At 63.7% G+C, this 12952-nt stretch carries 13 protein-coding genes; 9 read left to right on the forward strand and 4 right to left on the reverse strand.

Translation table 11 applies throughout. From position 1 onward, the window contains the following. Nucleotides 1-497, forward strand: a 497-nt coding sequence (locus tag ACIQ3Q_RS18180) for an EAL domain-containing protein (RefSeq protein ID WP_396270595.1), incomplete at its 5' end; no start/stop codon positions are given. On the opposite strand, the gene ACIQ3Q_RS18185 is transcribed toward ACIQ3Q_RS18180, so the two are convergent. After that, on the reverse strand, nucleotides 464-937 hold the full coding sequence (locus ACIQ3Q_RS18185) for a CBS domain-containing protein (RefSeq protein ID WP_396270596.1): 474 nt from the start codon (nucleotides 935-937) through the stop codon (nucleotides 464-466). The two genes, ACIQ3Q_RS18180 and ACIQ3Q_RS18185, sit on opposite strands and share 34 nt — an antisense overlap. Nucleotides 938-1029: 92 nt before the next feature. Between ACIQ3Q_RS18185 and ACIQ3Q_RS18190 the strand changes: the two genes are divergently transcribed. From ACIQ3Q_RS18190 to ACIQ3Q_RS18210, 5 genes are all read left to right on the forward strand, one after another. Continuing rightward, the gene (locus ACIQ3Q_RS18190) at nucleotides 1030-2361 is read left to right on the forward strand and encodes an O-acetylhomoserine aminocarboxypropyltransferase (RefSeq protein ID WP_396270597.1); all 1332 of its coding nucleotides are present in this window, start codon (nucleotides 1030-1032) and stop codon (nucleotides 2359-2361) included. Beyond that, nucleotides 2358-3158: an alpha/beta fold hydrolase gene (locus ACIQ3Q_RS18195; RefSeq protein WP_396270598.1), complete on the forward strand. Its 801-nt coding sequence runs from the start codon at nucleotides 2358-2360 to the stop codon at nucleotides 3156-3158. The genes ACIQ3Q_RS18190 and ACIQ3Q_RS18195 overlap by 4 nt, the downstream gene beginning before the upstream one ends. 250 nt (nucleotides 3159-3408) lie before the next feature. Next, complete coding sequence (locus ACIQ3Q_RS18200; protein WP_396270600.1) at nucleotides 3409-3783, forward strand: hypothetical protein; 375 nt, start codon at nucleotides 3409-3411, stop codon at nucleotides 3781-3783. Nucleotides 3784-4138: 355 nt separating this feature from the next. Beyond that, complete coding sequence (locus ACIQ3Q_RS18205; protein ID WP_396270601.1) at nucleotides 4139-5518, forward strand: sensor histidine kinase; 1380 nt, start codon at nucleotides 4139-4141, stop codon at nucleotides 5516-5518. Then, nucleotides 5515-6921 carry a sigma-54-dependent transcriptional regulator gene (locus tag ACIQ3Q_RS18210; protein ID WP_396270602.1) on the forward strand — a complete coding sequence of 469 codons (1407 nt, stop codon included), beginning with the start codon at nucleotides 5515-5517 and terminating at the stop codon, nucleotides 6919-6921. The genes ACIQ3Q_RS18205 and ACIQ3Q_RS18210 overlap by 4 nt, the downstream gene beginning before the upstream one ends. Here the strand turns inward: ACIQ3Q_RS18210 and ACIQ3Q_RS18215 are convergent. Together ACIQ3Q_RS18215 and kbl are read right to left on the reverse strand one after the other, a co-directional pair. After that, nucleotides 6915-7868 (reverse strand): NAD-dependent epimerase/dehydratase family protein, encoded by a 954-nt coding sequence (locus ACIQ3Q_RS18215; RefSeq protein WP_396270603.1) that lies wholly within the window; start codon nucleotides 7866-7868, stop codon nucleotides 6915-6917. The two genes, ACIQ3Q_RS18210 and ACIQ3Q_RS18215, sit on opposite strands and share 7 nt — an antisense overlap. Before the next feature lie 12 nt (nucleotides 7869-7880). After that, nucleotides 7881-9083: a glycine C-acetyltransferase gene (gene kbl / locus ACIQ3Q_RS18220; protein WP_396270604.1), complete on the reverse strand. Its 1203-nt coding sequence runs from the start codon at nucleotides 9081-9083 to the stop codon at nucleotides 7881-7883. Between the two features lie 174 nt (nucleotides 9084-9257). Between kbl and ACIQ3Q_RS18225 the strand changes: the two genes are divergently transcribed. After that, nucleotides 9258-9839 (forward strand): helix-turn-helix domain-containing protein, encoded by a 582-nt coding sequence (locus ACIQ3Q_RS18225; protein WP_396270606.1) that lies wholly within the window; start codon nucleotides 9258-9260, stop codon nucleotides 9837-9839. A 12-nt stretch (nucleotides 9840-9851) separates the two neighbouring features. Here ACIQ3Q_RS18225 and ACIQ3Q_RS18230 read toward each other — a convergent pair whose 3' ends face one another. Beyond that, complete coding sequence (locus tag ACIQ3Q_RS18230; RefSeq protein WP_396270607.1) at nucleotides 9852-11087, reverse strand: YihY family inner membrane protein; 1236 nt, start codon at nucleotides 11085-11087, stop codon at nucleotides 9852-9854. 19 nt (nucleotides 11088-11106) lie between these two features. Between ACIQ3Q_RS18230 and ACIQ3Q_RS18235 the strand changes: the two genes are divergently transcribed. Then, nucleotides 11107-11544: a DUF2069 domain-containing protein gene (locus tag ACIQ3Q_RS18235; protein ID WP_396270608.1), complete on the forward strand. Its 438-nt coding sequence runs from the start codon at nucleotides 11107-11109 to the stop codon at nucleotides 11542-11544. Further along, nucleotides 11544-12950 (forward strand): FAD-binding oxidoreductase, encoded by a 1407-nt coding sequence (locus ACIQ3Q_RS18240; RefSeq protein ID WP_396270609.1) that lies wholly within the window; start codon nucleotides 11544-11546, stop codon nucleotides 12948-12950. The genes ACIQ3Q_RS18235 and ACIQ3Q_RS18240 overlap by 1 nt, the downstream gene beginning before the upstream one ends. Nucleotides 12951-12952 lie beyond the last annotated feature (2 nt).

Below are 12952 nucleotides of genomic sequence, written 5' to 3' on the forward strand. Positions count from 1 at the left end.
GAGACCCGTCGCTGCCCGAGCGGGTGCAGGCGATTCTGGCCCACACGGGCTTGCCGGCCGCCTACTTGGAGCTGGAGTTGACCGAAAGCGTGGCCACGGGCAACCCCACGGCCGCGATTGCCATGATGGACCGGCTGCACGCCCTGGGTTTGCGGCTGTCCATCGATGACTTCGGCACCGGGTATTCGTCGCTCAACTACCTCAAGCGCTTCCGCATCGACACGCTGAAGATCGACCAGTCTTTTGTGCGCGACATCCACAGCGACCCGGACGACCGCGCGATTGTGCAGGCCATTATTCAGATGGCCCATGCCTTGAACTTGACCACGATTGCCGAAGGCGTAGAAACCGATGAGCAGGCGGAGTACCTGCGCGCCAACGGCTGCGACATGCTGCAGGGCTATCGCTTCTGCCGCCCCATCGAGCCCCAAGCCGCTCTGTCGTGGCTCAAAGAGCGCATGGCTCAGCCGCCCTTGGCCGCTTCGGCAGTGGCTTGACTGTCCTCCGCAGGCCAGTCGCGGATGTAGGCCTTGAGCATGCGGTTCTCGAAGTCTTGCGCGTCCACCACGGTCTTGGCGACGTCATAAAACGAGATCACGCCCATCAAGGTGCGGCCATCTAGCACGGGCATGTAACGGGCATGGCGACCCAGCATCATGCGGCGGACCTCATCGATCTCGGTGGCCGGCGTGCAGGTCAGCGGCGCGTCATCCATCACCGAGCGAACCAGCGAGGTGCCCACTTGTCCACCGTTACGCACGATGGCTGTCAGGACTTCACGAAAGGTCAGCATGCCCACCAGGTCGCCGTGATCCATGACCACCAAGGAACCAATGTCCTTTTCAGCCATGACCGTGACAGCGGTGGCCAAAGGCTCATCGGGGGTCAGGGTGTAGAGCGTATTGCCTTTGACACGCAGGATGTCGCTGACTTTCATGGGGTCTCCTTCACAGCGGGTGAGTCGTGGAAATCTTACTGGTGGGCAACATAGCACACAATCCCGACCGCTCCCCTACACAGGAAGACCCTATGCCTGGATTTCAAGACCCTGGATTCGACACCCTGGCGCTGCACGCCGGGGCGGCACCGGACCCTGCGACTGGCGCCCGCGCCACGCCCATCCACCTCAGCACCTCTTTTGTGTTTGAGTCCAGCGAGCATGCTGCCTCGCTGTTCAACCTGGAGCGCGCTGGCCATGTCTACAGCCGCATCTCCAACCCCACGACAGCCGTTTTTGAGGAACGCATGGCGGCGCTGGAGGGCGGCGTGGGTGCCATTGCCACGGCCAGCGGCCAGGCGGCACTGGCGCTGGCCGTCACCACTTTGGCGGGTGCCGGCAGCCACATTGTGGCCAGCTCAGCCCTCTATGGTGGCTCGCACAATCTGCTGCACTACACCTTGCGACGCTTAGGCATTGAGACGACCTTTGTGCGCCCAGGCGACCTGAGCGCTTGGCGCGAGGCCATCCGCCCCAACACGGTGATGCTGTTTGGCGAAACCATTGGCAACCCGGGTGGCGATGTGTTGGACATCCCCGCCATCAGCGCGATTGCCCATGCCGCAGGCTTGCCCCTGCTGGTGGATGCCACCTTCACCCCGCCCTGCTTGCTCAAGCCCTTTGAGCACGGCGCAGATCTGCTCTTTCATTCCGCCACAAAGTTCCTGAGTGGCCACGGCACCGTCATCGGGGGCGTGCTGGTGGACTCCGGCCGCTTTGATTGGGACGCGGCCCACGCGCGGCATGGCCTCTTCGCCAGCCTGTGCGAGCCCTACGCGGGCTTTCACGACATGGTCTTCACCGAGGAGAGCACCGTGGGCGCCTTTTTGCTGCGCGCCCGCCGAGAAGGCCTGCGGGACTTCGGCGCCTGCATGAGCCCGCACACCGCCTGGCTGATCTTGCAAGGGATAGAGACCCTGCCACTGCGCATGCAGCGGCACGTGGAGAACGCCCGAGCGGTGGTGCGCTTCCTCAGCCAACACGCCCTGGTCGAGCGAGTCCATCACCCCGAGGCGGACGGCCACACCAGCCAGGCGCTGGCCGCCAAGCTCCTCCCCAGAGGCGCCAGCTCGGTCTTCAGTTTTGACCTCAAAGGCACGCGCGAGCAAGGCGTGGCCTTTGTCGAAAGCCTGAAGATTTTTTCGCACCTGGCCAATGTGGGCGATTGCCGCTCCTTGGTGATCCACCCGGCCTCCACCACCCACTTCCGCATGGACAACGCGGCGCTGGCGCAAGCCGGCATCACGCCAGGCACCATTCGTCTGTCGATTGGTTTGGAAGACCCCGCTGATCTGCTGGACGACTTGAAGCGCGCCCTAAAGGCCGCCGAACGCGCCGCCCCTGCCACCGGAGACCGGCCATGAAGCTGACTGTTCAAGGCCACGAGGCCTACGCCTACACCGGCGGCAAGCCCTTCAACCCCGCCCTGCCCTGTGTGGTGTTCATCCACGGCGCTTTGCATGATCACAGCGTCTGGAACCTGCTGGCGCGCTGGTGCGCCCACCATGGCTGGAGTGTGCTGGCGGTGGATCAACCCGGCCACGGCCGTTCGGGCGGGCCGCTGCTGCCCAGTGTCGAAGCCCTTGCGGATTGGTGCTTGGCGCTGCTCGATGCCGCAGGCGTGCAGCAAGCCGCTTGGGTCGGCCACAGCATGGGGTCACTGATCGCCCTGGCTGCAGCGGCTAAGGCACCAGAGCGGGCCAGCCATCTCGTGTTGATGGGCTCTGCCTACCCCATGAAGGTCTCGGACGCGCTGCTAACCATGGCCCGCGACACCCCAGAGGCAGGCATGGACCTGGTCAATGCGCTCTCGATCTCATCGCACGCGTCCAAGCCCTCCTATCCCGGCCCGGGCTTCTGGCTGCATGGGGGCAACCGGCGCCTGATGTCCAGGGTCATGGCGTCGCAGCCCGGCAGCGAGGTGTTTTCGCACGACTTTGAGCTCTGCAATCGCTATGACGGCGGTCTGCAAGCTGCGGCCGCCGTGCGCTGTCAGAGCCATGTGATCTCCGGGCAAGCGGATCAAATGACGCCGCCCAAGGCTGTGAAGGCGCTGGCCCAAGCGCTCAACGCGCCGGTCACCCTGCTGCCCTGCGGGCATGGGCTGATGCACGAGTGCCCGGAGCAGACCCTGGCCGCGTTGCGCACCGCCTTGGCCTGAGAGCTTGGGGCATTTCACCCAGCGCCACCTGATACTGGGTGGGGTAAAAGCCCCAATATTGCCGTCCGATATCGCTTTGGCGGGAGTAATTTCTCAGCGAGACACCTAGATCTCCCTGGGGAGAAGTCCAATAAATGGACTATTTGCACATTCTGGCATAGTGCTTGCAATGAAGTGGACAGGCAGGCCCAAGGGGGGCTTGCCCAACCGGCAGACCAATCTGCCCTTCAAGACCTTCAGGAGAAGCACCATGTCCAGACTCTCGAACTCTCTCGTCGCCATCGCTGCATTGCTGGCTTTGAGCACGGTAGCCCAGGCGCAAAGCATTCGCGTTAAGTGCGAGAAGCGCGCTGACCGCTCGACCGCCTCCATCGACGGCACCAACTTGATCCCCGGCACCTACAGCTCTGTGCTGACCTCGGGCCCCAATACCGCCCAAGCACCAGCACGTGCCACAGTGGGCGATGAAGTCGGCTTCGACTTCTCCAGCCAGCCGCGCGACATCCGCCGCGGTGCCACCCCACTGTCCACCACTTTCATCACAGGCGGTCAAGCCACCGGTACGCTGCTGGATGCGAACGGCCAAGTGGTGGCCACGCAGACTGCGCGCTGCCGCGTCCGCTGATCGCAGCAGTTTGAGGGCCGTCAAGGGCAAGGGCCTGTTAACGCTGCCGCAAGGGTGCGCGTTGTGAGTCAAAAAGAGCGCAGGCAAGGCGCAAACCGAAGCCGGGCTTGCCGCCCGGCGAGGATTTGCAACGCCGCATGCGCCCTTTTTGGCCACAACCCGAAGGGAAGTGGCGAATTGGGGGGCCCCTCGTCGTTGCAACGCTTGCCCGCACACCAGTGCGGGCGGCGCATCGCGCCTAGATGGGCGCCCCAATTCACCGCTTCGCGCCCCTTGCGGTAGTGTTAACAGGCCCTAGCACCATGCAAGCAGCGCAATGCCCTTGACCGCGCCCCATCCCTTACCATTGCCGCAGATGACACCACGCCACCGTCCCTTGACGCGCCAGTTTCTCTTGATGGGTGCTGTGGGCATGGCCTTGTTGGCGGCCGCCTTGGCCCAGGTGCTCACGGGCTTTATGCAAAGTCGGCTGCTCGCGCGCGACGCAGCGCTGAGCCAAGATTTTGTGCAGAGCGTGGCCGACACCCAGCGTGTGGTGCCCACCTTTCGCCGCGGCTCACTGGCCGACGATGCAGGCTTCCAAGAATTTCTCGCGCACATCTCGGCCATGCCCGATGTGCTGCGCATCAATGTCTACACCCAAGAGCGCCGGGTGCTGTGGTCGAGCCGGCCTGAATTGATAGGTCGGCAATTCGGGGCTAATCACGAATTGGATGAGGCCCTCTCAGGGCAACTCGTGGCGCACTGGGCCGGAGATCACCAGAACAAGGCCGAGCACCTGCTAATGGCCCCTTCTCGCAGCGGGTTCGTTGAAAACTACCTTCCGGTGAAGGACACCCCCACCGGCCAAGTGGTGGGGGTGATTGAACTCTACCGGCAGCCCACCGCCTTGACGCAAACCATTGCCGAGGGCGAACGACGCCTGTGGCTAGGAGCGGCCTTGGGCGGCACCTTGCTTTTTGGCCTGCTTAGTCTGTTTGTGCTGCGCATCGAACGCGACCTGCGCGCCCAACAGGCCCGCTTGGTGGATGCTGAAGCGCTGGCCATGATGGGCGAGATCGCGGCCTCCGTAGCCCACAGCATTCGCAATCCGCTGAGCTCCATCCGCAGCTCGGCTGAATTGCAGTTAGCCTTGGGCAGCGACGCACCCATGGCGCCGCAAACCATCATGCGCGAGGCCGACCGCATCGAAGCCTTGGTGCGCGCCCTGCTGACCTACGGCAGCGAGCACACCACCAGCCTGGGTCGCTGTGACGTGGCCACTGCGCTAGAGGCCACCGAGGCCCGCTTTGCGCCCGACCTCAAAACCCAAGGCAAGCCTTTTGTGTGCGAATGGCCGGACGAGCTGGGCGAGGTGGACATGGACCCGGTGCTGATGGCCCAGGTGCTGGCTTCCTTGATGAGCAATGCCGCCGAAGCCAGCAGCGCCGGACAGACCATCACCCTGTATGCGCGGCGGCAGGGCTCGCTGGTGCGCATCGTGGTGGCCGACCAAGGCAGCGGCATCGCCAGCCACCATCAGGCCCAGGCGGGCCGCCCCTTCTTCACCACCAAGGCCCAAGGCCTGGGCATGGGCCTGCCACTGGCCCGCCGCGCTGCCGAGCGTGCTGGCGGCACGCTGCAGTTAGAGAGTGAGCCTGGGGCCGGTTGCTCCGCCATTTTGACCTTGCCTGTACTGCCCTCAGAGAGCCCTAAGCCCAGCCCGAGTGCCACGCCGCTGGCCCCCACGCCATGAGCCATGCTGTTCTGATCATTGACGACGAAGAGACGCTGGCCCGCAATGTGGCGCTTTATCTGGAGCGGCAAGACTATGAATGTCGGGTGGCCGGCAGCGCCGAAGAAGGTTTTAGCCTGTTCCAAAGCTTCCGACCGGACCTGGTCCTTCTAGACCACAACTTGCCGGGCATGAAGGGCCTGCAGGCGCTGGAGCGCCTGAGGACGCTAGACCCCCAATGCTGCGTGGTGTTGATGACGGGCTACGGCAGCGTGGACTTGGCGGTTCAAGCCTTGAAAGCTGGCGCGGCGGACTACCTGACCAAGCCCGTGGGGCTGGCCGAGATGAAGCTGGTGCTGGAACGCCTGCTGACCCAAGACCGTCTGCAGCGCACGGTGCGCTATTACGAAGGCCGGGCGGCCGCCAGCAGCGGGCTGGACAAGCTGCTGGGCCAGTCGCCCGCCATGCAGGCCTTGAGGGCGCAGATTGCCTCTTTGCTGGAGGCCGAGCGAAACTTGGCCGATGACCAAGCACCGGCGGTCTTGATTCGGGGCGAGACCGGCACCGGCAAAGAGCTGGTGGCTCGGGCCTTGCATTTTGATGGCCCGCGCCAAGCCCAACCCTTTGTGGAGCTGAACTGCGGCGCCCTGCCCGGCACCTTGATCGAAGCTGAGTTATTTGGCTACGAACGCGGTGCCTTCACGGGTGCCCAGCAGCGCAAGGTGGGCTTGGTGGAAACCGCCGAGGGCGGCACCCTGTTTTTGGACGAGATTGCCGAGACGGAGCCTGGCACGCAAGTCAAGCTGCTGAAGCTGCTGGAAGAGCGGCGGGTGAGGCGCTTGGGCGGTTTGCGAGAGCAAGCCGTGCGCGCGCGCATCATCAGCGCCACGCACCAGCCATTGGAAACCTGGGTCAAAGAAAACCGCTTTCGCGCTGACCTTTTTTACCGCCTGCGCATTGTGGAGTTGGTGGTGCCGCCGCTGCGTGAGCGCGGGGATGACGTGATGCTGTTGGCGCAAAGATTCCTCGACCAGCAAGCCGCACGTTACCGCCGCGAGGGATTGTGCTTTGACGCGGGCGCTCAAGACGCGCTGCTGCGCCACCACTGGCCGGGCAATGTCCGCGAGTTGCGCAACACCATTGAACAAGCCGTGTTGATGGCCCGAGGTGAGCGCGTGACCGCTGCCGACTTGGGCCGCAGTTCGGGCACCAACACGGCACCCAACGCGGGCAACAGTGCCGGGGCCGCAGTGGTGCTGGGCGCAGAAGAAGACCTGGACCTCGGCCGCATGGAGCGCCGCTTGATCCAAACGGCGCTGGCCCGCAGCGAGGGCAATGTGACCCACGCTGCCCGGCTCTTGGGCATCTCGCGCGATACGCTGCGATATCGGCTAGAGCGCTTGGGGCTGGGCGAGACTCACTGAGCCTGCTGGACAGCAGCGAGCTGAGTCAGCATCTCGCGCACCATGGCTTGCAAGTCAAATCGCTGGGCCCAACGCCAGTCACGTTGCGCTGCGCTGTCGTCGATCGAGCGTGGCCAGGAGTCGGCAATGGCTTGGCGGAAGTCCGGTGCGTAATCGATCTGAAAGCCCGGCAGCTCGGCCGCAATCGCTTCGGCAATCTGAGCGGGCGTGAAGCTGATGCCCGCCAGGTTGTAGGAGGTGCGCTCTTTGATCGCATCAGCCGGTGCGTCCATCAACTCCAGCGTGGCGCGGATGGCGTCGTCCATGTACATCATGGGCAAAGCCGTCTCTGGGCCGAGGAAGCTGGTGTAACGGCGGTCTTTGAGGGCAGCATGGAAGATCTCCACCGCATAGTCGGTGGTGCCGCCACCGGGGGGCGTCTTCCAGCTGATCAAGCCGGGATAGCGGATGGAGCGCACATCGACCCCATGCATGCGGTGATACCAAGCACACCAGCCCTCGCCAGCCAGCTTGGAGATGCCATAGACGGTGGTCGGCTCCATGATGGTTTTTTGCGGGGTGAAGTCGCGCGGCGTGGTGGGGCCGAAGGCGGCGATGGAGCTGGGCCAGAACACGCGCTCAAGCTTGTGGGTGCGGGCCACCTCCAGCACATTGAGCAGGCCTTTCATGTTCAGGTCCCAGGCCCACATGGGGTGCTGCTCGCCGCGTGCCGAGAGTGCTGCCGCCAGATGGTAGACCTGGGTGATGCTGTGGCGCTCGACCACGGCCGTCAAGGCGGCGATGTCGGTCACATCCAGGGTCTCGTGCTGCAGCGTGGGCACGCGGCCCTTGGGCGAGACATCGCTGGTGATGACGGCCTGGGCGCCTAAGCGCTGCGCCAGGGTTTCGGCCAGTTCCGTGCCGATCTGACCATTGGCGCCAATGATGAGAATGCGGGGGGTGCTCATGCGTGACGCTCCTTATTGAATCAAGCCCAGTTCGCGACCGGCCTGGGTAAAGGCTGCCACGGCTTGCTCCAAGTGCTGGCGATCGTGTGCTGCGCTCATTTGGCAGCGGATGCGGGCCTGGCCCTTGGGCACGACGGGGAAGAAGAAGCCCACGGCATAGACGCCCAGCTCCAGGAGGCGGGCACTGAGTTGTTGGGCCTTGACCGCGTCGTAAACCATGATGGGCACGATGGGGTGATCCCCCGGCTTGATCTCGAAGCCGGCGGCCTGAATGGCTTGGCGGAAATAGCGGGTGTTGTCTTCCAACTTGTCGCGCAGGGCGGTGGAGCCTTCCAGCAAATCGAGCACGGCGATGGACGCGCCCACGATGCTGGGGGCCACGGTGTTGGAGAACAGATAGGGGCGCGAGCGCTGGCGCAGCAGCTCAATCACGTCTTTACGACCGGCCGTGAAGCCGCCCGAGGCACCGCCCAGGGCCTTGCCCAAGGTGCCGGTGATGATGTCGATCTTGCCAAACACACCCCGGTGCTCATGCGTGCCGCGACCGGTCTTGCCCATGAAGCCCGAGGCGTGGCATTCATCAATGCCGAGCAGCGCACCGTAGCGGTCACACAGGGCGCGGATCTTGTCCAACTGGGCCACCGTGCCGTCCATGGAGAACACACCGTCGGTGAAGACCAGCTTGAAGCGCGCGCCCTTGGCCTCGGCCTCTTGCAGGCAGCGCTCCAGATCGGCCAGGTTGTTGTGGCTGTAGCGCCAGCGCTGGGCCTTGCACAGGCGGATGCCATCGATGATGGAGGCATGGTTCAGCTCGTCGCTGATGATGGCGTCGGCTTCGCCCAACAGCGGCTCAAACAGGCCGCCGTTGGCGTCAAAGGCGGCGGCGTACAAAATGGTGTCTTCGGTGCCCAGGAAACGAGCCAAGCGGGCTTCCAGAGTCTTGTGCAGGTCTTGAGTGCCACAAATGAATCGCACTGAACTCAGGCCATAGCCGTGGGTGCGCAGCGCCTCATGGGCGGCCTCAATCACCGTGGGGTGGCTGGAGAGGCCCAGGTAGTTGTTGGAGCAGAGGTTGATGACTTGGCGGCCATCGGCGGTGCGCACCACAGCGCCTTGCGGCGTGGCGATGATGCGCTCGCCTTTGAAGAGCCCTGCATCCCTCAGGCCTTGCAACTCGGCTTGGACGTGGGTCAGAAAGTCGGTAGGTGTGCTCATGATGCGGGGACGCTCTAGGTTGTGAGATGATCGCGCCATTGGACGCGTTCAGTAGAAATGCATTTGTTCGATATATCGAACGAAAGCGCAGTATTACGAACAAGATCGCGGCCGTCAAGCCCTTGGCCCCACTTTTTGCCGCCCTTTTTGCGGGCGCCAGCGCAGCACACTCCCATGAACCTGCCCCGCCCCTCCCCCGCTGAACCGCCCAAGGTGGGCCAGACCTTGGCGGGGCTACGCCAGGCGAAGGCCTTATCCCTGGATGAACTCTCGCGTCAAGCGGGCGTCTCCAAGTCCATGCTCTCGCAGATTGAACGCAACCAAGCCAACCCCACCGTGGCGGTGGTGTGGCGTCTGGCCAATGCCCTGGGCGTCTCGATGGCCGACCTGCTAGGCGGCGAGAAGCCTCCTACCCCGCCCGTCACCACCGTGGCGTCCCACGCCACGCCCTCACTGCGCAGCCCGGATGGTTTGTGTGAGTTGCGTATCTTGGGGCCGATTGAGTTGGCGGGCGTCTTCGAGTGGTATGAGTTGGTGATCCAAGCGCAAGGCGCTTTAGCATCCGACGCGCACGAACCTGGCTCCAGAGAACACCTCACTGTGCTGGAGGGCGAGATGCAAGTCAGCACGGGCGGCGTGGACAGCTTGCTGGCGCCAGGCGACACCGCGCGCTATGCGGTGGATCAGCCGCATGTGATTCGCAATCTCAGCGCATCCCCAGCCAGGGGCTTGCTGGTGGTGGTGCATCCGGCCTAGAGACGGGCACCCTTAGTGGCGCAACAAGTCCGCCAACACCATGCGGTCGAGTCCCGCCCGGGAGCGGAAGGTCAGCAATTCGTCCTGCGGCGCCAAAAGCATGCTGTTGATCAAGGGCGCAGCCACCGTGTGCTCAGGCTCTGCCAACAGCACATAGCGCTGGCCGCCCTCCTCATCCAGCCGGGCGACCCAGTCCAGGGCCATGAGTTCTTCAACCACCGGCTCCAGTTGGATGGGCTCTATCCGAAGCTGGGTGGCCAGTTGCGCCATGTCCAAGCCCCGCTTGGCCGCCCCACGGGCCTGGTGGAGGCCAGACAGCACCTTGAGCGCCAACGCAAAGCGCAAACCCGGTGTATCGCCCAGCCGCACCACCCGCATCTGCAGGCTGGGCGCATAGGCCGCCACCACGGCCCCCAGCAACACGATGACCCAGCTTAAGTAGAGCCACAACAAGAAGATGGGCACGATGGCAAAGGCGCCATAGATGGTGGAAAACGAGCCGACTGAGCTGACATACCAACTCAGTGCACGTTTCGCCAACTCAAAACCCACCGAGACAAATATGCCGCCGGCAATGGCGTGGCGCCAACGCACATGGGTGTTGGGAACATAGTGGAACAGGCCCGACATGGTCAGGGCGAGGAGGACGAACTCCACGACGTCGAACAGCAAGCGCGTGCCGCCGGCCATATCGCCGACAAAGCCTTTGGAGGCAGACACCGCATAGGACGTGAGGCTCAAGCTCACCCCCAGCACCAACGGCCCCAAGGTAGCCGCCGCCCAATACACCAACACCCGTTGCGCCAGTGGGCGCGGCTTACGCACGCGCCAGATGCCGTTGAGTGTGCGGTCTATGGTCAACATCAAGGCCAGCGCGCTGACCACCAAAAAAACTAAGCCAGCAGTGCCAAGCTTATGGGCTTTGCTGGAGAACTGGGTCAGCGCCCCCAGCACAGGTTTGGCGATGCCGTCTGGCACCAAGCTCTGCAGAAAGTACTTCTGCAGCGAATCTTGGAAGTTGGCAAACATGGGGAAGGCGGTGAACACCGCCAGCATCACCGTCAGCAGGGGCACCAGGGCAATCAGAGTGGTGAAGGTCAGGCTGCCGGCAGTCAGGCCCAAGCGGTCTTCTCGGAACCGAATTCGCAAGGTCTTGACGGTGTCAAACCAGGGCCAGTTTCTGAGGGTCTCTAGGGCTTCTGCCAATCGCTGGCGTCCATCGCCGCGCCAGTCTCTTGTGGTGCTCATGGCAGCTATCATGCCAAAGATGTCGTCTGAATCCTCTCTCGTCAAAGAATCCGCCGCCGAGTCCGCCGTGCCCACCAACCCCAGCGACCGGGTGCGCTGGACGCGCACGGTCGCCCTGTCAGCGGTAGTCGCCTTGATTGTGCTGGGCTTAGCCTGGGAGCTATGGTTGGCTCCAACCGGGCGTGGCACGCTGGCCGTGAAGGTCATCCCCTTGTTCTTTCCACTGGTGGGCCTGTGGCGGTACAGGCTCTACACCTACCGATGGCTCAGCTTGCTGGTTTGGGTGTATTGCGGTGAAGGCTTGGTGCGCTCTACCAGCGAGACCGGCCTCTCTCAAATTCTGGCCATGATCGAAGTGGCGCTGTGTGTGGTGCTGTTCGCGGCCTGTGCAGCGCAAGTGCGATGGCGCCTGACGCAAGGCGCGGCGCTTGAATCCTCCCCTCCTCCTGCTCCATGATGTCCCGTTTTCACGACCTGCTCGCGGAGCTTCGCGCTCTGGTGGGCGCCTCCCACGTACTCACCGACCAAGACCTCAGTGCCTGGGAGTGGGATTGGCGCAAGCGCTATCGGGGCCGTGCACTGGCCGTAGTTCGCCCCGCCAACACGCTGGAGGTGGCCGCAGTGGTGAAGGCTTGCGGCCAGCACGAAGTAGGCCTCGTACCGCAAGGCGGCAACACCGGGTTGGTGGGCGGCGGTGTGCCGGATGAGTCTGGTGAGCAGGTGGTGTTGAGCTTGAGCCGTATGCGGCAAGTGCGCGCTCTGGACGAAGCCAACCTGACCATGACTGTGGATGCTGGCGTCATCTTGGCGCAAGCACAGGCGGCAGCCGTCGAGGCCGGCCTGCTCTTCCCTCTGAGCTTGGCCGCTGAGGGCTCATGCACCATCGGCGGCAATCTGGCCACCAATGCTGGTGGCACCCAGGTGCTGCGCTATGGCAATGCACGCGAGCTTTGCCTGGGGCTGGAGGTCGTCACCGCCCAAGGTGAGGTGTGGGATGGGCTGAGTGGGCTGCGAAAGGACAACACCGGCTACGACCTGCGCGATTTGTTCGTTGGCAGTGAGGGCACCTTGGGCGTGATCACGGGCGCGACGCTGAAGCTGTTTCCCGCGCCAGCAGCCAAGGTCACGGCACTCGCGGCCTGCCAATCGATTGATCAGACTGTCGCGCTGCTGCATCGTGCCCGACAGCACTTGGATGCCCAGTTAACGGGCTTTGAAATCATGGCCGAGGCCGCCTTGCAACTGGTGGCGCAGCACTTCCCAGCGCTGCCGCAACCGCTGCCCCCTACGCCTTGGTGTGTGTTGCTGGAGGCATCTGGGCCTGAGGCTGCTTGTCGGGCAGCCATGGAGCAAGTCTTGGAGGCTGCCCTAGAGGCTGAGGAGATTCACGATGCCGCCCTGGCTGACAACCTGAGCCAGGCCAAGGCCATGTGGCATCTACGCGAGTCCATTCCTTTGGCCCAAAGCCAGGATGGCCTGAACATCAAACACGATGTGTCGCTGCTGGTGTCGGCCATTCCGGCGTTTGTGCGAGGCATGGGCCAGCGCCTGTCCGACGCCTTGCCGGGCGCGCGCCTGATCACTTTCGGACATTTGGGTGACGGTAACTTGCACTACAACGTACAGGCACCACTGGGGCAGGAGCCCGCTGCGTTTCTGGCGCAGCACGAAGCGCAGATCAACGCATGGGTTTATGACGACATCATGCAGCGCGGCGGGTCGTTTTCTGCCGAACATGGCATTGGTGCCTTGAAGCGCGAGGACTTGGTGCAGCGCAAGCCCGCCGTGGCCGTGGCGATGATGCGCGTCATCAAGCAGGCTTTGGACCCCCGAGGAACGCTCAACCCGGGCAAGATGCTCTGAGG

It is taken from the genome of Ideonella sp., assembly GCF_044358605.1.
In the GTDB taxonomy this organism is placed as follows: Bacteria; Pseudomonadota; Gammaproteobacteria; order Burkholderiales; family Burkholderiaceae_C; genus Ideonella.

Coding starts and splice junctions, on each gene's coding strand:
- ACIQ3Q_RS18200 (WP_396270600.1), top strand. CDS start 3,409: ATGTCCAGACTCTCGAACTCTCTCGTCGCCATCGCTGCATTGCTGGCT.
- kbl (WP_396270604.1), bottom strand. CDS start 9,083: ATGAGCACACCTACCGACTTTCTGACCCACGTCCAAGCCGAGTTGCAA.
- ACIQ3Q_RS18185 (WP_396270596.1), bottom strand. CDS start 937: ATGAAAGTCAGCGACATCCTGCGTGTCAAAGGCAATACGCTCTACACC.
- ACIQ3Q_RS18215 (WP_396270603.1), bottom strand. CDS start 7,868: ATGAGCACCCCCCGCATTCTCATCATTGGCGCCAATGGTCAGATCGGC.
- ACIQ3Q_RS18205 (WP_396270601.1), top strand. CDS start 4,139: ATGACACCACGCCACCGTCCCTTGACGCGCCAGTTTCTCTTGATGGGT.
- ACIQ3Q_RS18235 (WP_396270608.1), top strand. CDS start 11,107: ATGTCGTCTGAATCCTCTCTCGTCAAAGAATCCGCCGCCGAGTCCGCC.
- ACIQ3Q_RS18210 (WP_396270602.1), top strand. CDS start 5,515: ATGAGCCATGCTGTTCTGATCATTGACGACGAAGAGACGCTGGCCCGC.
- ACIQ3Q_RS18195 (WP_396270598.1), top strand. CDS start 2,358: ATGAAGCTGACTGTTCAAGGCCACGAGGCCTACGCCTACACCGGCGGC.
- ACIQ3Q_RS18225 (WP_396270606.1), top strand. CDS start 9,258: ATGAACCTGCCCCGCCCCTCCCCCGCTGAACCGCCCAAGGTGGGCCAG.
- ACIQ3Q_RS18230 (WP_396270607.1), bottom strand. CDS start 11,087: ATGAGCACCACAAGAGACTGGCGCGGCGATGGACGCCAGCGATTGGCA.
- ACIQ3Q_RS18190 (WP_396270597.1), top strand. CDS start 1,030: ATGCCTGGATTTCAAGACCCTGGATTCGACACCCTGGCGCTGCACGCC.
- ACIQ3Q_RS18240 (WP_396270609.1), top strand. CDS start 11,544: ATGTCCCGTTTTCACGACCTGCTCGCGGAGCTTCGCGCTCTGGTGGGC.